The organism is Limnovirga soli (assembly GCF_013106755.1).
In the GTDB taxonomy this organism is placed as follows: Bacteria; Bacteroidota; Bacteroidia; order Chitinophagales; family Chitinophagaceae; genus Limnovirga; species Limnovirga soli.
This window is the reverse complement of sequence record NZ_WHPF01000006.1, coordinates 267773-287275: the sequence shown is the minus strand read 5'-3', so window position 1 is coordinate 287275 and position 19503 is coordinate 267773. Positions and strand designations below refer to the sequence as shown.

At 39.7% G+C, this 19503-nt stretch carries 15 protein-coding genes; 9 read left to right on the top strand and 6 right to left on the bottom strand.

Going from position 1 to position 19503, the window contains the following annotated elements:
- Positions 1 to 255 precede the first annotated feature (255 nt).
- The 3 genes from GD597_RS10200 (at position 256) to GD597_RS10190 (ending at position 3268) form a co-directional block, all read left to right on the top strand.
- On the top strand, positions 256 to 1494 hold the full coding sequence (locus GD597_RS10200) for a cation:proton antiporter (RefSeq protein ID WP_171607744.1): 1239 nt from the start codon (positions 256 to 258) through the stop codon (positions 1492 to 1494).
- Positions 1495 to 1659: 165 nt separating this feature from the next.
- Positions 1660 to 2292, top strand: a complete 633-nt coding sequence (locus GD597_RS10195; protein WP_171607743.1) for a hypothetical protein — start codon at positions 1660 to 1662, stop codon at positions 2290 to 2292.
- A 181-nt stretch (positions 2293 to 2473) separates the two neighbouring features.
- Positions 2474 to 3268 carry an NIPSNAP family protein gene (locus GD597_RS10190; protein WP_171607742.1) on the top strand — a complete coding sequence of 265 codons (795 nt, stop codon included), beginning with the start codon at positions 2474 to 2476 and terminating at the stop codon, positions 3266 to 3268.
- A gap of 3 nt (positions 3269 to 3271) precedes the next feature.
- On the opposite strand, the gene GD597_RS10185 is transcribed toward GD597_RS10190, so the two are convergent.
- Positions 3272 to 3847 (bottom strand): 1-acyl-sn-glycerol-3-phosphate acyltransferase, encoded by a 576-nt coding sequence (locus tag GD597_RS10185; protein WP_171607741.1) that lies wholly within the window; start codon positions 3845 to 3847, stop codon positions 3272 to 3274.
- A 186-nt stretch (positions 3848 to 4033) separates the two neighbouring features.
- Between GD597_RS10185 and GD597_RS10180 the strand changes: the two genes are divergently transcribed.
- Positions 4034 to 4945 carry a prohibitin family protein gene (locus GD597_RS10180; RefSeq protein WP_171607740.1) on the top strand — a complete coding sequence of 304 codons (912 nt, stop codon included), beginning with the start codon at positions 4034 to 4036 and terminating at the stop codon, positions 4943 to 4945.
- 142 nt (positions 4946 to 5087) lie between these two features.
- Here the strand turns inward: GD597_RS10180 and GD597_RS10175 are convergent, their stop codons facing one another.
- The 3 genes from GD597_RS10175 to GD597_RS10165 all read right to left on the bottom strand — a co-directional run bounded on the left by GD597_RS10175 (position 5088) and on the right by GD597_RS10165 (position 9710).
- A complete protein-coding gene (locus GD597_RS10175; protein ID WP_171607739.1) occupies positions 5088 to 5921 on the bottom strand; it encodes a metallophosphoesterase family protein in 834 nt (277 codons plus the stop codon).
- 239 nt (positions 5922 to 6160) lie between these two features.
- Positions 6161 to 8662, bottom strand: a complete 2502-nt coding sequence (locus tag GD597_RS10170) for a cation-translocating P-type ATPase (RefSeq protein WP_171607738.1) — start codon at positions 8660 to 8662, stop codon at positions 6161 to 6163.
- A gap of 385 nt (positions 8663 to 9047) precedes the next feature.
- Positions 9048 to 9710: an NAD(P)H-binding protein gene (locus GD597_RS10165; RefSeq protein ID WP_171607737.1), complete on the bottom strand. Its 663-nt coding sequence runs from the start codon at positions 9708 to 9710 to the stop codon at positions 9048 to 9050.
- Positions 9711 to 9728: 18 nt separating this feature from the next.
- Here GD597_RS10165 and murB point away from each other — a divergent pair, with 18 nt between their 5' ends.
- Together murB and GD597_RS10155 are read left to right on the top strand one after the other, a co-directional pair.
- Positions 9729 to 10745, top strand: a complete 1017-nt coding sequence (gene murB, locus GD597_RS10160; RefSeq protein ID WP_171607736.1) for a UDP-N-acetylmuramate dehydrogenase — start codon at positions 9729 to 9731, stop codon at positions 10743 to 10745.
- Positions 10746 to 10801: 56 nt separating this feature from the next.
- Entirely contained in the window at positions 10802 to 11662 is an 861-nt protein-coding gene (locus tag GD597_RS10155; protein ID WP_171607735.1) for a hypothetical protein, read from the top strand.
- Between the two features lie 303 nt (positions 11663 to 11965).
- Here the strand turns inward: GD597_RS10155 and GD597_RS10150 are convergent, their stop codons facing one another.
- Entirely contained in the window at positions 11966 to 13510 is a 1545-nt protein-coding gene (locus GD597_RS10150; RefSeq protein ID WP_171607734.1) for an AAA family ATPase, read from the bottom strand.
- Between the two features lie 375 nt (positions 13511 to 13885).
- Between GD597_RS10150 and GD597_RS10145 the strand changes: the two genes are divergently transcribed.
- The 3 genes from GD597_RS10145 (at position 13886) to GD597_RS10135 (ending at position 17902) form a co-directional block, all read left to right on the top strand.
- On the top strand, positions 13886 to 15121 hold the full coding sequence (locus GD597_RS10145) for a trans-sulfuration enzyme family protein (RefSeq protein WP_171607733.1): 1236 nt from the start codon (positions 13886 to 13888) through the stop codon (positions 15119 to 15121).
- A gap of 124 nt (positions 15122 to 15245) precedes the next feature.
- Positions 15246 to 15899: a M15 family metallopeptidase gene (locus GD597_RS10140; RefSeq protein WP_171607732.1), complete on the top strand. Its 654-nt coding sequence runs from the start codon at positions 15246 to 15248 to the stop codon at positions 15897 to 15899.
- A 191-nt stretch (positions 15900 to 16090) separates the two neighbouring features.
- Positions 16091 to 17902 (top strand): serine hydrolase, encoded by a 1812-nt coding sequence (locus GD597_RS10135; protein ID WP_171607731.1) that lies wholly within the window; start codon positions 16091 to 16093, stop codon positions 17900 to 17902.
- Positions 17903 to 17968: 66 nt separating this feature from the next.
- On the opposite strand, the gene GD597_RS10130 is transcribed toward GD597_RS10135, so the two are convergent.
- Positions 17969 to 19219 carry an alkaline phosphatase family protein gene (locus GD597_RS10130; protein ID WP_171607730.1) on the bottom strand — a complete coding sequence of 417 codons (1251 nt, stop codon included), beginning with the start codon at positions 19217 to 19219 and terminating at the stop codon, positions 17969 to 17971.
- Between the last annotated feature and the right edge of the window lie 284 nt (positions 19220 to 19503).

Here is a 19503-nt window from a genome sequence, read left to right as displayed (position 1 = left end):
CAACAAGGTTGAAAAAAGTGTTCTCAAAATTTAGTAACGGCATTAATAAGTGGCTGCTTATTAACAAGTCAAAAGTAAATGGTTCCCAAATACCAAACAACGTGATTTATCACGCAAAACCGCGTGATTTATCACGGGAAAATGGGCGTGATAAATCACGGAGTGCGTGATTTATCACGCGGAATACCCGGTTTTCATCAAAATCACCCCCTTGAGGGGCATTTTTTACGCTTATATTTGGAAAAACCTAGTTAAATGGATCTTTTTTATATAATTACCTTCCTTATTTGCATCTCGGCCATTTTTGCCTATCTGAATGTGCGTTTCCTAAAACTGCCTTCTACCATCGGCTTAATGTTGATTGCTATTATTTTTTCTCTTTGTTTGTTTGTGGTTGGTTTTATTAGTCCGGCTATTTTTAACCATATTAAAAAAGCAGTAGATCTGGTAGATTTTAGCACGGTGGTATTAGATGTAATGCTATGCTTTTTATTGTTTGCCGGTGCCATGCATACCAATTTTGATGCACTTAAAGAAAACCGGAAATCAATTCTGCTTTTTGCCGTTATCAGTACCTTACTATCTACGTTTTTTATGGCGGGCATATTATATGGGGTGTGTATTTTATTGCAATTTCCTGTAGCTTTTATTTATTGTTTATTGTTTGGTGCGCTGGTTTCACCAACAGATCCTATTGCCGTGTTGGGAATTTTAACCAAAGCTAACGTACCCGAAAAAGCTGAAATAAATATTGTAGGCGAATCGCTTTTTAACGATGGGATAGGCGTAGTGCTTTTTTTAACCCTTTTGTCAATATATAATAATGGCATAGAAAATACTTCAGCGGCAGATATAGGTGTGTTATTATTGGAGGAAGTTGGCGGTGGTTTGGTTTTAGGCCTGGTATTGGGTGCTGCTATTTATTATTTGTTAAAAAGCATTGATCATTACGAAACCGAATTGCTTATTACGCTTGCTATTGTAATGGGTGGCTATGTATTGGCTGATTCAATACATGTTTCTGGTCCTTTGGCTGTGGTAGTAGCGGGATTAATGACGGGCCATCATTCTAAAAATGAGGCTATGAGCGATAGAACAAAAGATAATATTGACCAATTCTGGCATTTGTTAGATGTATTAATGAATGCTTTATTATTTGTAATGATTGGCTTGCGGGTGTTAACGCTGGAATTTAAAGCAGTATATTTTTGGATAGCGCTCTTTATAATTCCCGCTGTAGTAATTGCCCGGTATATTTCACTACAAATGCCATTTCAACTGTTTAAGCGGCGGATAAACATAGATAATAAAACCCTGCTTATTATGACATGGGGCGGACTAAGGGGCGGACTATCAATAGCCATGGCCCTCTCGCTGGCAAATGAAGCACCAAAAGAAATGCTGGTGTTTATAACCTATGGGGTAGTCTTGTTTTCTATTGTAGTGCAGGGGTTAACGGTGGGTAAAGTGGCCAGACGTATTTATAGCAAATAATAATCTGATTTTGGGTGCTATTTATGGAAAATATTATGCATGAAATACTTTTTTTATTAGCCCGGCAAAAGAATAAATATGTTGCTTTACTTGCGTCGCACACTTGTACTTTTGAATATAAATGCAGCAAGGCTGCTACTGTAAAATAATGTTTAAAGCCTTTACATGTTGTATAAAATAGTCATATTACTTGTGTGCATTGGTACAGGTAACAGCCTGTTGCATGCACAGCAAATTACAGGTGTATATAGTTTAACAGGCATACCCGAAATGGCTGCTGCATTTGAGTTTAACGGCGATGGTAGTTTTAGATTTATGTACAGTTATGGTGCAGTTGACAGAACATCGGCTGGCACTTTTACCCAACAAAACAATACCATAATTTTAAAGGCCAACAAAGTGGCGGGCAAGGATTTTATTGTTAACAAGCAATCAGTACAAGGCAAACAGTTTAGTATTCAGGTAGTGCATCCCAATGCCTATTTAAATGAGCATATTAGTTGTATAGCTTTTTCCGGGGAAACGCGAAATGTTTATTATACCAATAAACAGGGCCTGGCAGTTTTTGATACGGTGGGTATTACAAAGGTTTACCTGCAACATCCCTTATACCCAGATGTGTTAACGCTGATAAAAGATGCCGATAATAAAAACAACCATTTCGAAATGTCGCTAAGTCCTTTATTGGAACAGGTAAGTTTTAAAGGCATTGATTTAACCATTAACGGTAATACAATAACCTGCCTGCCCAATTATTTTATGCCTTTTGAAAATATAAAATTTGTAAAAGAGAATTGATAAAAAATGCCAGAATAAACAGATACATTGTATTTGCCGCCACCATTGTTGCAGTACAAGAGTGCGACGCAAGTAAAGCCTAAAACACTATTTACAGCCTGGCTAAAAACTTTCTACTGCTTTTACGCATATACACTTGCTTTGTTATAGCTTTATGCCTCATTATAAATAAAATGATTGTATGAAAAAGCGATTGCCTTTTGTATTAAAAACTGCATTTTTAATAGCTTTTGTGTTAGTGCAGTTTTGTGCATTTGCAGGGAAAGAAAAAAGGGAATATTATTCTTTAACGGTTTATCATTTTGCTACTGCACAACAGCAGCAGCTTATTGAACAATACCTGCAAAATGCCTATTTGCCGGCCCTGCATAAAATGGGCTATACCAAATTGGGGGTGTTTACCTCATGGGCCAACGATACATCGGCTGATAAAAGAATTTATGTATTTCAAACCATAAGTTCTTTACAGGAATTAGCTACCCAACAGGAAAAACTGGATGCAGATGCTGCTTATCAAAGCGCAGGTGAGGCTTACATTAATGCGCCTTATACCAGTCCGGCTTTTAGTAGAAAAGAAAATATAGTATTGTATGCATTTCCCTTAGCGCCCAAAATGCAGGTACCACAATTAAAAAGCCCCAACAGTGAAAGAGTATATGAGTTGCGCAGCTATGAAAGTACCAGCGAGAAAATTTTTGCCAATAAGGTTAAGATGTTTAACGACGGTGATGAAGTTGGCTTGTTTAAGCGCCTTAATTTTAATGCTGCTTTTTATAGCTCCGTAATTGCTGGCAGTAAAATGCCCAATTTAATGTATATGACCTGTTTTGAAAATATGGCCGACAGAGATGCACATTGGAAAACTTTTGGTGATGATGCTTATTGGAAAACATTATCTGCAAAGCCAGAATATCAACACAATGTATCTAAAAATGATATGGTGTTTTTAAGGCCAACTGCCTATTCTGATTTTTAATATCTACACATAATCAATATCCACACTAAATTTCTCTGGAAATTTAGCATGCATGGACTGGTAAAAAGACATGATTTCCTTCATGTCTTTTTGCATTTCTGTAGGGTAGATGGTTTTACCAATACCAGCAATTTTTTTGGCATAATCAACATAACCCAGGCAAATGGGTACGCCTGCATTTTTGGCAATATGATAAAAACCGGTATGCCAGTGTTCCCGGCGGCTGCGGGTGCCTTCTGGGGTAACTACCACAATCAATTCATCCTGTTCGGTAAATAGTTTAATCATGGCTTCGGTATGGCTTATACGTTGCGCATTGGCCTGTTTGGGGCTGCGATCTATGGCAATGCCACCCAGTGGTTTGGTAATAAGGCTAAAGGGAAACTGCATCCATTCCTTTTTAATGGTATACCTTATTCTTAAACGATAAATGCTAAAGGAAGCAATCATATACCAAAAATCCCAGTTGCTGGTATGCGGCGCGGCAATAATTATGCAGCGTTTAATTTCCGGTGGAATATTATCATCGGTTTTCCAGCCGGTAATTTTATTTATAAATAAAACAAAACGTCTAAACATGGCAGGCAGTTGGTAAACCACAAATAAAACAAATAAACCCTATATAGTGTAATCCTATTTTATTTAATATGTTTTGCTTGGTTGGAATACCTGTTTTTAAATGTTGCCAATGGTAATAAACAATGATAAATAGAAACCTGCACTCAGCATTTAATGTGTAGTTTTATTGCTTAAATACAAACTAAAATGTTACTTATTATTATTGGCTTCATTGTGTTTATTGTAGGCATAAGCCTTGGCCGCAGCAATGATGACCTGAGACGTTTTGTTGGCCCCACCAAAATTGTAGGTGTTATTATGATTGTTATTGGTGTACTTACCTCCTGCGTGGTTCAGGTAGAAGCAGGACAGGTAGGGGTAAAAAAACTATTTGGTAAAGTACAAACCGATGTGCTTACCAGTGGACTTAACTTTATTAACCCTTTATTGGAGGTAGAAAAGCTGGATGTTAGAACCCAGAATTATACCATGAGTGGTGTACACGACGAGGGAATGAAAAGCGGAGACGATGCCATTCGGGTATTAACTGCAGATGGACTGGAAGTAACCATCGATCTTTCCGTATTGTATCATGTTGTAACCACTGATGCGCCAAAGCTGTTAAGAGAAACAGGTGTGGACTATGAAGATAAAATTGTACGCCCCATTACACGTACCCGTATTAGAGACAATGCCGTTTATTACGATGCCGTGGCTTTGTATTCTACCAAAAGGGATGAATTTCAGCAACGCATTTTTAAAACCATTGAAAAGGATTTTGCTTCCCGTGGTTTATTTTTAGAGCAATTACTGGTAAGAAATATAGCACTTCCCGAAAGTGTAAAAGCTACCATAGAACAAAAAATAAATGCTGAGCAGGATGCACAAAAAATGCAGTTTGTACTGGCCAAAGAAAAACAGGAAGCCGAACGCAAAAGGGTAGAAGCACAAGGTATTGCCGATTACCAGCGCATTATCAGCGAAAGCCTTACCGATAAGCAGTTGCAGTACGAAAGTATTAAAGCCCAATTAGCTTTGGCACAATCTGCCAACGCCAAAATTATTGTTATGGGCAAGGGCAGTACACCGGTAATTTTAGATACCAAAGACAATAAGTAATTTGCTAATAACTAGAATAAAAAGCAACCTTTCGGGGTTGTTTTTTTGTGCCCTGCAATCAATCCTCAACACCTTTAATAACGGCGAACACTGTTACGCCTGCCAGCTAAAATATGCGGCAAACAAAATGGATTAAAAAACTTTAAAGTGTTTTGCTGTTCACCATGCTGGCGTTCGCCGGGTTGGTTTGGTAGGTAAGTATAGTGCCGTTTTTTAGTATTTCTACAATACGATAGCCGCGATAATCTGTGCCCCAGCTACCACCAATATGGGCATCAAAAAAATAAAATTTGCCTTCATTTTCTTTTACATCATCCATATTATGGTCGTGGCCATGAAACACCGCTTTCAGGTTTTCTTGCTTGTTAAATAAAGCTACAATATCGGGGCAGGGCAGGCCACCTTTGGTCCAGTTAAAAGGGGTAATATGCATAAACACAAATAGCTTTTTTTTGCCAGCCAATTGGGTAAGTTGTTCCCTGGTATAGGCTGCATCGGGACTAATATAATTGCCCTTATCATCTGCTGTATTCAATACCAAAAAAGCATTGTCTTTATGCTCAAATGTGTAATGCCAGGGCGTTTGCCAGGTTGCTAACCAGGCGGCTTCATCAATCATATCATGGTTGCCATGCGAAACATGATAAGGCATGGTAAGTTTGTCCCAGTTTGCTTTTACCAATGGCAGGTTGGCCGTTTCGTTATGAAAAATATCTCCGTTAATCATGGTAAAATCTAAACCACGGTGTTGCTTTTCTGCGTTTAGCCAATTTACCATTTCCAGGTGCTGTGCCTCAAAAGGGGTATTAGGCTGGCCATAATGCCCATCGCTGGCAATGGCAAAACGCATTTGAATTTTGTTGGCCGGTGGCAGCGCAAAAGCGCCTGCTCTAAAAGATTGTATAGTATTGGCCGCACCTATGGCTACAATGGTTTTAATACCATTCAATAAAAAAGATCTTCTGGTAAAAGACATAAGCGTATTTTTTATAACACTAAGTAACAAAACAATTATCACCTGATTGTTAAGTCTTAGCTATCTCTTGGAAGTGTTCATCAAAAGCAGCATCTAACACTATGCAATTAATTTACAGAGTAAGAATGTTTTGGGCCTAGCGCTGGTGACTATAATGGGCATCCCTTGCTTCGCACACTTGTACTGTAGCAAATGAAGCAGCTGCAAACAGCCAATAAATCATTTTTTTATAGCAAGGTTTAGGCCTTTTTATTGCGTTTTATCCACTTAACTATTTCATACCATGTTACTGATATAAAACCCGTAGCAATACAAATCACAAATTGGTTCAGCTGCAAAGGCTCAAACTGAAAGAACCTGCTACACACCGGAATAAATAGAAGAACAGCCGATAATGCAATAGTGGCGGCGATGATTACCAGTATCAAATTATTTTTATATCTGGCCGTAGTAACCATTGAGTAGTAAAATGAACGGTTTACCAGGGTTAAAAAAATATTCGCAGTAATCAGTGTAACAAATACCATGGTGCGGGTAGTGTTTTCATCGTATTGCAAATACACCGAGAGTTGATAAACACCCAATGTGCCAAGGGTTATTCCCAGCCCCTGTATAATACTGGTGATAAGCTCTTTTAATTTAAAAAATGTAGTAGTAAACGGCCTTGGAGCTTGCTGCATGGTATTGCTTTCCATTGGTTCGTTCTCGTATATGATAGAGCAGGTAGGGCCCATAATCATTTCCATAAAAATTACATGTACCGGTGTAAATATATTCGGGTATACCCAGCCCAGCGCCAATGGTAAAAACACGGTTAACACTATAGGAATATGGATAGAAATAACATACTGTATCGCTTTCTTGATATTCGTATATATTTTTCGGCCCATTGCCACCGCATCCACCATGCTTGACAAATCATCATCCATTAAAATTAGTGAGCTGGCCCTTTTTGCCAGGTCAGATCCTTTTTTGCCCATTGCAATACCAATATGGGCGGCTTTTAAAGCCGGTCCATCATTAACCCCATCGCCTGTCATCGCCACAATTTCTTTGCTGTCTTTAAGGGCATTAATCACCTTTAATTTGGCTTCGGGGAACATGCGGGTAAAAATGCTGGTGGCCGCTACTTTTTTGTTGAGTGCTTCACCCTCTAATTGCATAATGGTTTCACCATCGCAATGGTTATCTGCACCCTCAAAACCCACTTGTTTGGCAATGGTGGTGGTAGTGGCAGCATTGTCGCCGGTAATTATTTTAACCTTTATGCCGGCCTGGTAAAAAGATTGAAATACCGCAGCAATATTTTTCTTTGGCGGATCGTAAAAGGCAACCAACCCTTTAAAATCAAATGTTAGTTCCTGCTGCGTGGCAGGGTAGGCATCGCCCTGCATGGTGGTTGTGCCCACCCCCAATACCCTAAAGCCTTCTGCTGCCATGGTTTGTACTGCCAGTAATATATTTTTCTTTTGGGTATCGTCTAAAGTACAAACTGCTATAATAGCTTCAGGGGCTCCTTTGGCAGCCATTATTCGGTTGCCTGATGCATTTTCAAATACATGGGTCATCATGGGTGGCTTGCCAGATAATGGGTACTCATGCACCATTTTATACAATGGCCTTTCATCTGTTGGTGCTGTTTGTTTATAGGCCTCATGTATAGCCAGTTCCATTGGGTCAAAAGGTATGGGTTCGCTTGACCACATGGCAAAACGAATCAGTTCTTTTTCCATATCATTTAAGCCATCACTATACTTGCTAATTGTATTATCCGGTAATGAATAAAAACGGGCCAATTCCATTCGGTTTTCAGTAATGGTGCCGGTTTTATCAGTACAAATAACCGTAGCGCTGCCCAATGCTTCAACTGTTTTTGTTTGCTTTACTATAATACCCATCTTCATCAAACGCCAGGCACCCAGCGCCATAAAAGTGGTAAATGTTACAGGTATTTCTTCGGGTATAATACTCATAGCGAGGGTTAAGGCTTTTAGTAAGCTATCCAGCATGCTACCTGAATTAAAATAATTAATTGCCCATACAATTAAAAAAACAACCACTCCAATTACCACCATTTTCTTTACAAAATTTTCTATTTGTATTTGTAGTGGAGTGTCTTCTTCCTTTATAGCTTCAATGCTTTTGCCTATAGCTGCTAAGCGGGTATTGTTGCCCGTGGCGGTAACCTCGCAAATTGCCAAACCGCTTACTACTGTTGTAGCCTGAAATACAGCTTTTTCTTCGCTGTTTTCAGATTTGTTAACGGCCATAGATTCGCCGGTAAGTATAGATTCGTTAACCGAAAAATCATTGGCTTGTTTTATGATGCCATCCGCAGGTACCGGGCTGCCTTCTTCAATCATCATCAAATCGCCGGGTACCAGCTCTTCGGTTTTAATGCTGATTATTTCACTGTTGCGAATTACTTTACAATCAGGCTCAGTAAGTGTTTTTAATGCAGCCAATGCATTGCGGCTTTTATTATCCTGGTATAGAGAAATTGCCGCTATTAATACTATGGCCACCAGCATAAAAATGCCATCTCCATATTTACCACTTATAAAATAAATGGTGGCCGCAAGGAGTAATAATAAAATCATGGGTTCTTTTAAAATACCCAGTATATCGTGCAGTATCGTATGTTCTTTTGCTGAGGTGATGGCATTGCTGCCAAATTTTTCCCGGGAACTATTTACTTCTTCGTTTGATAAGCCGGTGAAACTAATGGTGGAAGTTGGCATAGAAAACTGGTTATTTATAGGTTTTCAAGGTGTAATTAAGGTGTGTTGTTTTAATTGTATAGTATAAAACAAACTTGTGCAAAGGTACACTAACAATGCCTTGCTTTTCAGGTTAATTTAGGTGGCGCAAGCATTAATTTAAAGCTAATATCTTAACGTAAATTGGGATTGCTTAAAGTTGGTTACCGTGGCTGTAAAAGCCGAATGTAGTTACTGGGGTACAAGAGTGCGACGCAAGTACAGCCTCATTTTTAATCATTTGTCTGGCCCAAAAAAGTATGATGTTTTTTCCTCTTTGTATCCCGGCTGTAATTGACCAGTCAACTTTACTTGCGTCGCACTCTTGTACTGCAACAAGTAACGCAGCATAACAGCCATTTATACCTTATACTTTTATTAAATCTGGGTATTGGTAAAACCGTAAGCCGGGTGCAGCAGTTACAGCCGCATGCACCATGGCTTTGGCTACTTGTTTTGCTTCAATAGGTTTGTATTTGCCCAACGAGCCCAATAATAACGGTGAAATTACTTTCGCCAATAGTTTGCCAATGGCTTCGCCCTTTCTGCTTTCTTTACGCGGCCCCAATAACATAGAAGGTTGAAAAATACCAATTACAGAAAATGCAAATGCCTGTAATTTTTCTTCTACTTCGCCTTTTAATTGCAAATAAAAATTGCCCGAACCAGTACTGGCCCCTACAGATGATACCAGCATAAATTTTGTAAAACCTGCCGCAACACCAATACTGGCGGCATTTAGCGGTATATCAACATCTACTTTTCTATAAGCAGCACTATCGCCTTTTACTTTTTGTTGGGTAGTGCCTACGCAACAAAAAATAGTATCGCCTTTGCCCATTTGAGTGGCAAAATCGGCAAGGTTATTAAAGTCTGTTATACAAACCTGTAGTTTGGGATGCTGCAGGCTAATGGGTTTGCGCACTAACAGTCGCACAATAGAAAAATGGCTGTCTTGCAACAACTGCTCTGCCACAAAGCCACCTATTAAACCGGTGGCGCCAATTACTACTGCCGTTTGTGCTTTCATATTTTAGTATTTTCGCTTATGCAAATTCAGGAAAATATTTCATTACGCCCCTATAATACATTTGGTATTGAATCAAAAGCCAGGTATTTCTCATCGTTTTCTGGTTTAGCTGATTTGGAGCAGCTGCTATCTCTAGAAACTTATGACAATATGCCAACACTGGTATTGGGCGGTGGGAGTAATATTTTGTTTACAAAAGAGGTGAATGCACTGGTAATAAAAAACGATATAAAGGGCATTTCGCTGGAAGCGGAAGATGATGAATATTATTATGTAAAAGCTTTTGCCGGCGAAAACTGGCACGGCTTTGTGCAATACTGTATTCAACATGGTTTTGCAGGTGTGGAAAACCTGAGTTTGATTCCTGGGAATGTGGGTGCATCACCCATGCAAAATATTGGTGCTTATGGTGTAGAGATAAAAGATGTGTTTTATTCTCTGGAAGGCTATCATATAAAGGATAAAACGCTGGTTGCTTTTAACGCTGCTGATTGCAGGTTTGGTTATAGGGAAAGTGTATTTAAACAGCATTTAAAAAATCAATTTGTAATTGTGAGCGTAACTTTTCGTTTGCGTAAAGAACCCCGATACAATACCAGCTACGGCGCCATTGAACAGGAACTGGAGAAAATGGGCGTACAACAGTTGTCTATTTCCGCTATTTCGCAGGCGGTAATTAATATCCGCAGCAGCAAACTACCTAACCCGGCTGTAATTGGAAATGCCGGTAGTTTTTTTAAAAACCCAACAATTCCCAATACCGTATTTCTGCCATTAAAGGAAAGGTTTCCGGCCATAGTTGGTTATCCCGTTGGTTTGGAGGAAACCAAGCTGGCTGCCGGTTGGTTAATTGAGCAATGTGGCTGGAAAGGTTACCGCGAAGGCGATGCCGGATGCCATGCACAACAAGCCTTAGTGTTGGTAAATTATGGCACTGCAAAAGGAAGTGATATTTATACCCTATCCACTAAAATTATAGAAAGTGTTTACAATAAATTTGGCGTAACGTTGGAACGGGAAGTAAATATTGTATAGAATTACCCATCAGGTGCAACGCTTATTTTAAAGCAGTTGTCAAAAAAAATAAAATTATGAAACAGCTCTTTGCCCTTTGTATTGCGCTTTTCCTGTTGCAGGCATTGCATGCACAAGACCAGATTATAAAACGCAATGGGCCACCCATTGTGGGCAAAGTAATACAGGTGGGCACTATGGAGATTTGGTATAAAATGGCAGACAACCCCGATGGCCCTATTTATGCCATTGATAAAAACCTGGTAATTTCTATTGTTTATGCCAATGGATATGTAGATAGATTTACTGTTGATATAAAAGATACTGCCAACTACGCCGGCCAGCAACGCAAAGCCATTAAACTCGATTTTTTAAGTCCGTTGTTGGGCTATTCCCAGTTTAGTTTTGAGAAAAGCACCGGTGTGGGTAAAAGCTACGAATTATCGTTGGGTATTATTGGATTGGGCAAAAGCCAATTGCTTGAATATTTCGACAACACCTATAGAACCGTGCATAAAAATCAATTCGGGCTTTTTGCTTCTGCTGGTTATAAGTTTAATAAACTACCCGATTTTTTGTTTGGAAAAACCAGGTTTACACATATAATGCAAGGAGCTTATGTAAAACCAGTAGTGTATTTGGGTAATTATAGCGAGAACAGAATTATTTGGAAAGGCAACAGCGATTATTCGGTAGAAAAGCAGCATGTTAGTTTTGGCGCTTTACAGTTAGAGGTTGGCAAACAATGGGTTTTTGGAGAAAAAATGCTGGTAGATGTTTATTGGGGACTAGGTTATGGTGCCGATAATAAGAAAGGAAATTATGGGTATGATGTTTATTATGATTCCGGTGGATATAATTATGTAAATCAACGGTTAGGTATTAGCCCCGGCCTTTCTTTAACTTACGGACTTAAAGTTGGTTTGCTTATTAAGTAATTTTTAAAAGCATATTGCAATTATGTACCCGGCAAATTCTTTCTATTTGGCTTTACTTGCGTCGCACTCTTGTGCGGTTGGTAATGCTAAGCAGCTTTTGTTTTAGCGGGTATTAACAAGCGCAAACCCATATATTTTGCACCCAACTTTAATAAGAAATAGTAATATTTGTTTTTTATTGCTGCCATAAAAGAGGAACCTTGAACCGAGCGTGGCAAGTGCAGCTGCAAAAAGGTTTGCAGCAGGCTTCATACATTGTATTTACCGGCTACAAACCTTTAGTTATTAATAATGTAATCCTGATTATCTAAAATCGTCTTCGTTAAATTCATCTTCTTCGTCCATGGTTAATGGCCCAAGGTTCATCATGCTGCCAATTAAATCCTTAAACTGAATAGTGCCATCAATAATTTTTTTACTAATAAGCGAGTAAGCACTCAGGCCATGCAAAACAAACTCCATTAGTAAGGCACTTTCTTTTTCATTGGCCATAGGAAACAGCTTTTTTACAATACTGTAGAGGCCATCTACTTTATACAGGGCAACCATTTTTTCGGCATCTTTCATGTCATTTAAAATGTCAAGATGATTGCCTTTATCAAACCAGCTGGTAATGGTTTTGTAAGGGCCATCCAGTTCTTTTTGTTGCTGCGATGGTTTGCCGGTAGGCTTTCTCTTTTTCTGTACTTCTGGATTGGGGAAATACTGTAAAAATTGGGTGCGAATAGCTTTGTCAACTAGGTTTACCGCCACCTGATAGGGGCCTTCCTGTTCACCTTCGTACACCAACTCAATTTTACCGGTAATAGAGGGGATAATGCCGGCCAGATCGCTTATCCAAACCTGCGTATGTGTTTCATTATTTACCAAAGCACGGCGCTCGGCACTGCTAACTGCATTTTCAAAAGCAGCAATGGTTAAACGGGCACTAACACCACTTTTTTTATCTACATATTCATTGGTACGTGCTTCAAATGCTACCTGTTCAATTAATCTTTTTATCAAATCGCTAATGCTTACTTTTTGCTCTTGTTCTGCGTTAATATTGGCTTCCTGCTCAGTAATAGAGAGCGAAGTGTCAATATCCTTTGGATAGTGGGTAAGTATCTGGCTTTGAATACGGTCTTTCAAAGGCGTTACAATACTGCCTCGGTTGGTATAATCTTCCGGGTTGGCGGTAAAAACAAACATAATATCTAGAGGCATGCGTAACTTAAAACCGCGAATTTGAATATCGCCTTCTTCTAAAATATTAAATAATGCAACCTGTATGCGGGCCTGTAAATCGGGTATTTCATTTATTACAAAAATAGAGCGGTTGCTACGTGGTATAATGCCATAATGTATTACCTGCTCATCCGCAAAACTTAAACGCAGGTTTGCGGCTTTTATAGGATCTATATCGCCAATCAAATCGGCCACACTTACATCGGGTGTGGCCAGTTTTTCCCCATAGCGTTCGCTTCGGTGAAGCCAATGTATAGGGGTGTCGTCTCCATGTGCAGCAATAAAGTCTTTGGCATATTTGCTTAGTGGCGCTATGGGATCGTCATTTATTTCACTCCCGGCTACAAAAGGTATGTATTCATCCAGTAATTCGGTCATCTGGCGGGCCATACGGGTTTTGGCTTGTCCGCGTAAACCCAGGAATAAAATATTATGTCTGCTCAATAAGGCCCTTTCTGTATCGGGAATAACTGAATCCTCGTAACCGATAATACCGGGAAATGTGGTTTCTTTTTGCTGTATTTTTTTAATCAGGTTTTTTCTGATCTCATCTTTAACCGACATGGGCTGATACCCACTTGCTTTTAGCTCTCCGAGTGTTTTTATATTTGGTATGTTCATATTTCCTTTCTTATTAAATGATAATGCTTTTGCTAACATTCAACCCAATGTACAGGTATATTGCGAATGTATAGGCAGATTTGTAAAAGGTGTGTTATTCTTTGCTGCTATTTAAATACAATTTGGTGTAAGGATAGTTCAGCACACCTTAAATAGTCTTGAATATGCCGGTTATATCTTATTGGCTGTGTAACGAAAATACTGGTTTCCCTTTGCCCTGGCAATAGGCCGATCCTGTATTTGTTTCTTTTTCCTTCTTCCGCAAGCAGATAGTGGTTATAAAATGATATCGCCACCCTGCTTGCCCAATTACTTGCCGGTTTTCTGTTACATTTGGTATTCTTTTTTACCTACAATATTGTATAAACTATTCTTATGGCAAAAAAATCACCGTTATTTAAGGGCATTAGTTCTGTAGCCATTCATGCAGGTAATAAAAGCTTTGCAGAAAATGCCCATTTGTCGCCAATTTACGCCAGTTCTACCTTTACATTCGATACAGCCGATCAGGGTATGCAGCGCTTTGCAGGCACTGAGGAAGGGTATATATATTCACGGTGGGGTAACCCAAGTTTTACTGTGGCAGAAGACACCATTGCCGCACTGGAAGCCTTTAATATTACAGGCGCCGATGGTAATCCTTTACAGCTAAAAGCCTTATTACACGCCAGCGGACAGGCGGCTATGACTACTTTGTTTTTAAGTAATCTGGCTGCCGGTGATAAAATCTTATCGCATTATTCCCTTTACGGTGGCACGCATGAATTATTACATAAGGTACTTGCCCAAAATAATATTCAGCCTGTTATTGCAGATATGCGTGACATTAATAAAGTAGAAGAGGCTTTTAACCAGCATCCCGAAATTAAATTGGTGCATATTGAAACGCCGGCCAATCCTACCATACAGTGTGTGGATATAGAAGCAGTGGCGGTGATGGCCAAAGCACGAAATATCATTGTATCTGTTGATAATACTTTTGCTACGCCCTATCTGCAGCAGCCATTTAAATACCCGGTAGATTTTGTGTTTCATAGTACCACCAAATTTTTAAATGGCCATGGTACCGCTATTGGCGGGGTATTACTGGGCCGCGATTTGGAATTTATGCATACCAAAGCCACCAAATGGCACCGCTTATTGGGCGGCAACAGCAATCCTTTTGATGCGTTTTTGTTAACGCTTGGCATGAAAACACTAGAAATTCGTATGCAAAGACATTGTGCCAATGCCGAGGCGGTAGTGGCGTTTTTGTCAACCCATCCGGCGGTGGGGAATATAAATTATAACGGACTTCCTTCGCACCCTGATTATACTACCGCCAAAAAGCAAATGCGGCATCCCGGTGCCATGACCAGTTTTGAATTAAAAGGTGGTTTGCAGGCTGGTAAACAATTTATTGATGCCCTGCAAATGTGTGTACGTGCAGTATCGCTGGGTACGGTTGATACGCTTATCTCTCATCCAGCATCAATGACACATTATGGCGTAACAAGGGAAGAACGTTTGCGTTTTGGTATTACCGATGGGCTTGTTAGAATGAGTGTTGGAATGGAAAATATAGAAGATATTCTTGCTGATCTTGAGCAGGCCCTACATGCGGTGGTATAATACATTTTTTGGTAACCAGCAGTATAGCCAATGGCAGCTGCTCTTGCCACGCTCGGTTCGGGGTTCCTCCTTTGTGGCAGCTAAAATGGCAATGGTAAAATCGCTAAATATTTATATCTTTCTCATGAAAAAAATCACCATCCTCCTACTTGTATTAATCGGTTGTTCTTGTTTGTTTAGTTGTGCTGTTCAACCACCTAAAGAAACCGGCGAGTTTTATACCACTCATTTGGTAGAACTTACCAAACTGGATAGCAGTATACATCTTGATATACGATATGCTACCAGTAATAACCTGGTAGGCAAACCTGTTTACAAAGAAGCCAGGGCATTTTTGCAACAACCAGCTGCAGAAGCCCTGGTACGCATTAATGCAAAACTGCACCAAAAAGGCTATGGCTTACTGGTGTTTGATGGCTACCGGCCCTGGAGTGTAACCAAACTATTCTGGGATAATACCTCCGCCGAAAATAAAAAATTTGTGGCCAATCCTGCCAAAGGCTCACGCCATAACCGCGGTTGTGCGGTAGACCTTAGCCTATACAACCTTGCCACTGGCAAAGAAGTTACCATGACCGGTGTGTATGATGAAATGAGCGAACGTTCCTATCCCAACTATACCGGTGGCACAACAGAACAACGCCAATTGCGGGATTTGTTGCGCCAGTATATGGAAGCAGACGGGTTTGCTGTATATGAGTATGAATGGTGGCATTTTGATTTTAAAGACTGGCAACATTATCGAATTGGAAATATTCCTTTTAGCAGAATTAAGTAGTTATCCATAAAATTTGCCTTTGGTGTAATATAAGTTGCCCTGTAGCTACCGATAACCTATCTATGTATAGAAATGGCAGTTAAAATTTGCCGCCATGCAACCGGAACGATCAAGTGATTGCGACGCAAGAGGCGATGCCATCCTGATCTGAAAGCCGGTATTACAAGAAATAAATATTTAAAAATAACCAAATGAGAAAGTTTAGTGTATTGGTGTTATGTTGTTTAACACTTGGCAGTATTGCCCAAAAACAAAAAGCTGCTACCGATAAGCGTTTTGAGGGACTTGATACCGCTTTTGCCCGTGTATTGAAAGACTGGAAAGCAGCAGGTTTTGCAGTAGCTGTGGTTGAAAAAGATAAAGTGGTGTATGCCAACGGTTTTGGCTACAGGGATATTGATAAGAAATTACCTGTAACGGCTAATACGCTGTTTGCGATTGGCTCTTGCACAAAAGCCTTTACCAGTTCTATTCTGGGCTTACTGAATAAAGACGGTAAGGTGGATTATGATAAACCTGTTAGGGATTATTTGCCTGAACTTAAGTTTTATAACGATGAAATGAATAATACCATCAAATTAAGAGACCTGATGAGTCATAGAACAGGGTTGCCACGTTACGACTATTCCTGGTACATGTTTGGCTCTAACTCAGCAGATAGCCTGATACAAAGAATTAAGTATATGGAACCCACTTATGGGGTTCGCGAAAAATGGCAGTACAATAATTTTATGTTTATGGTACAGGGGGTTGTTGCTGAAAAACTTACCCATAAAAGCTGGGAGCAAAATGTAAAACAGCAATTATTTGCTCCATTGGGAATGGTGCGCAGTAATTTCTCAGTTGATAGCATGGCTTTGGATAGTGATGCTGCTTTAGGATATGATGTAAAGAAAGACAGCATTATTTATAAAACCGATTATTTTCATATTCAGGCCATGGAAGCGGCCGGTGCCATTAACAGTAGTGTAAACGAAATGGCTAACTGGGTAATTACCTGGATTAATGGCGGTAAATTTAAAGGAACTGAAATATTACCTTCTGGCTTTGTGGCAGAAGCAATGAGCCCACAAATGGTTGTAGGTGCAGGGTTACCGGGAAAAGAGAATCCGGATTTATTTTTTAGTACTTATGGTTTTGGCTGGATGCAGTCTTCCTATAAAGGGCATTTACGAGTTGAACATGGTGGTAATATTGATGGCTTCTCAGCCAATACCTGTTTTTTCCCCAGCGATAGTGTAGGTATTATTGTACTTACCAATCAAAATGGTTCATCTATCCCTTCGGTGGTAAGAAATATTATTGCAGACAGGATGCTGAATGTTAGAAAAACTGATTGGGAAACCTATTTAAAAGGGCTTGCTGATAAGCAAAAAGCTACCGCAGGTGCAGTAAAAGACACTACCGCCAAAAAACCTGTAATACTACCTACCCATGCATTAAAGGATTATGCAGGGCTTTACCATAACGATGCCTTTGGCACTTTTGAGATAGTTAATGAAAGAGACTCTTTGTTTTTGTTGTTGCCATTACATACCTGGTGGTTAAAACCTTTTGCATACGATATTTTTGAAGTATACGAAAAAGATAAAAAAGAGGGGATAGATACCAGTGATGTTGACCAGCTTAAACCACAATTCTTAATGAATAAGGCAGGTGAAATCAATGGCATTCAGTTAGCACTGGAGCCGGGTGTAAAACCAATTACATTTGATAAGAAAGCAAAACCCAAAGCCATTACCAAAGAAGAACTGCAGGTGTATGTTGGTGAATATGAATTGGGCGGTGCAGTGGTAAAAACCTACATAAAAGGGGATAATACTTTATATGTTTTGGTGCCCGGCCAGCCCGAGTATGAGCTGGTACCCGTAGAGAAAAATAAGTTTGCCATAAAAGTGGCTGAGGGGTATTATGTGTTGTTTATTGTAAATGACAAAAATGAGACCACTGAACTTTCATTTGTGCAGCCAAATGGCACATTTAATGCAAAGCGCAAAAAATAAACTGCTAATTATTTATACAATAAGGCCGGATGCAATTGCATCCGGCCTTATTTTTTGTAGATGTTTTTATTTTAAAATCGGTGCTAAAACAGATGATTTACCATCAATGGTGGTATCATATTGCAAGCCAAGTAAACTGGCTACCATTGGGTATACATGCACATTCTCAAATGTTGGGATGGTTATATTAGTTTTAAACTGGGGGCCCCATGCCAAAAAGCTGGCATGCATATCTGTCAAAGCAGGGTCAAACCCATGTTTACCGGGTGATGGCGGCTTATTATTAAAGCTAAAAACCTTTGGTAAACGTGGTATTAATATAATATCACCTAAGCGGTTATAGCGGTCGTCTGATTTACTATAATGCCAGCGTTCCGGCATAGCTGTGCTAAGGTAAACATCATAATCTTTTGCTTCTTTTTGCAAGGCAGTATAAGTAGCGTTTATATCATTTTTGTCTTTTGCATATAGTTGTACCAGCACATCACCCCGGGGTACAATAAATTTACTGGTATCAATACTGGCAGGCATGGGGATGGTATGCAAAGTGTCTACTGCCGTCATGCCATGGTCTGATACAAAAATAAAATTCACGGCTATGTGCAGCTCATTTGTAATTGCTACCAATTTCCCTATGGCATCATCCACCAGTTTCACTGCTGCCGCTGTTTCTATGGATTCGGGTCCATAAGTATGCGCTTCATGATCTACCTGAGGGAAGTAAAAAGTTATTAAATGCGGCCTTTTATCCTCGGGTAATTGCAGCCAGTTTTTTACGATCGCAATCCTGTCGTTCATGGCTATAGAATCGTTGTACACATAATAGTAGGTAGGCTTAACCCCTTGTATGGCTGTTTCTGATGCTACCCAATAGAAACTGGCGCTCAGCATTTGCTGCTGTTCCGCAAGTACCCATAAAGGTGTGCCGCCATACCAGCTGCTGTCTGCCACAGCCTTTTTATTGTTCATGTTATACCGCTCTTTACGGGTTTCATCATAAAAAGAGTTGTTTACCAGCCCATGATGGCTGGGGTACATACCGGTAATAATACTGTAATGATTGGGAAAGGTAAGTGAAGGGAAAGATGGTTGCATAGATGCCGCTGATACACCTTGCTGACTTAATGCAAATAAGTTGGTTGCATTATATTTTTTTGCAAAATCGTAGCGAAAGCCATCCGCCGAAATAAGTATAACATAAGGCTTTTGTTGTTGATTTGGGCTGTTAAACCTGCCCGGCACAATATGTTGGCTGGTATCTTGTGCATAACCACCAGTTATTAAACAACTGCAATAAATAATAAACAACCAACGCATAATATCAACTTTAGTTGTCAACAAAATTATGCCTTTGCCTGTGGTAAAAGCATGCATAACAATTTAATAAATACCAATTTGGTACCAGGCTGCAGTACAATAGTTGGATTTACTTGCGTCGCACACTTGTGCTGATAGGCTATGTAGCAGCAAACCACTTATTTTTTTCTGCAATCCAATGAGGATAGGCCGTAATAATTATTCCTTATTAAATGGCTGTTGTAAAAGCCGAAAAAAGTATCCAGCAGCACAAGAGTGCGACGCAACGGATGCCCATTTGCATT

Bases quoted from the DNA above. Each gene is read 5' to 3' on its own strand.
- GD597_RS10150 (WP_171607734.1), bottom strand. From the start codon at position 13,510: ATGAACATACCAAATATAAAAACACTCGGAGAGCTAAAAGCAAGTGGG.
- murB (WP_171607736.1), top strand. From the start codon at position 9,729: ATGCAAATTCAGGAAAATATTTCATTACGCCCCTATAATACATTTGGT.
- GD597_RS10200 (WP_171607744.1), top strand. From the start codon at position 256: ATGGATCTTTTTTATATAATTACCTTCCTTATTTGCATCTCGGCCATT.
- GD597_RS10145 (WP_171607733.1), top strand. From the start codon at position 13,886: ATGGCAAAAAAATCACCGTTATTTAAGGGCATTAGTTCTGTAGCCATT.
- GD597_RS10180 (WP_171607740.1), top strand. From the start codon at position 4,034: ATGTTACTTATTATTATTGGCTTCATTGTGTTTATTGTAGGCATAAGC.
- GD597_RS10170 (WP_171607738.1), bottom strand. From the start codon at position 8,662: ATGCCAACTTCCACCATTAGTTTCACCGGCTTATCAAACGAAGAAGTA.
- GD597_RS10135 (WP_171607731.1), top strand. From the start codon at position 16,091: ATGAGAAAGTTTAGTGTATTGGTGTTATGTTGTTTAACACTTGGCAGT.
- GD597_RS10165 (WP_171607737.1), bottom strand. From the start codon at position 9,710: ATGAAAGCACAAACGGCAGTAGTAATTGGCGCCACCGGTTTAATAGGT.
- GD597_RS10140 (WP_171607732.1), top strand. From the start codon at position 15,246: ATGAAAAAAATCACCATCCTCCTACTTGTATTAATCGGTTGTTCTTGT.
- GD597_RS10130 (WP_171607730.1), bottom strand. From the start codon at position 19,219: ATGCGTTGGTTGTTTATTATTTATTGCAGTTGTTTAATAACTGGTGGT.
- GD597_RS10190 (WP_171607742.1), top strand. From the start codon at position 2,474: ATGAAAAAGCGATTGCCTTTTGTATTAAAAACTGCATTTTTAATAGCT.
- GD597_RS10195 (WP_171607743.1), top strand. From the start codon at position 1,660: ATGTTGTATAAAATAGTCATATTACTTGTGTGCATTGGTACAGGTAAC.
- GD597_RS10175 (WP_171607739.1), bottom strand. From the start codon at position 5,921: ATGTCTTTTACCAGAAGATCTTTTTTATTGAATGGTATTAAAACCATT.
- GD597_RS10155 (WP_171607735.1), top strand. From the start codon at position 10,802: ATGAAACAGCTCTTTGCCCTTTGTATTGCGCTTTTCCTGTTGCAGGCA.
- GD597_RS10185 (WP_171607741.1), bottom strand. From the start codon at position 3,847: ATGTTTAGACGTTTTGTTTTATTTATAAATAAAATTACCGGCTGGAAA.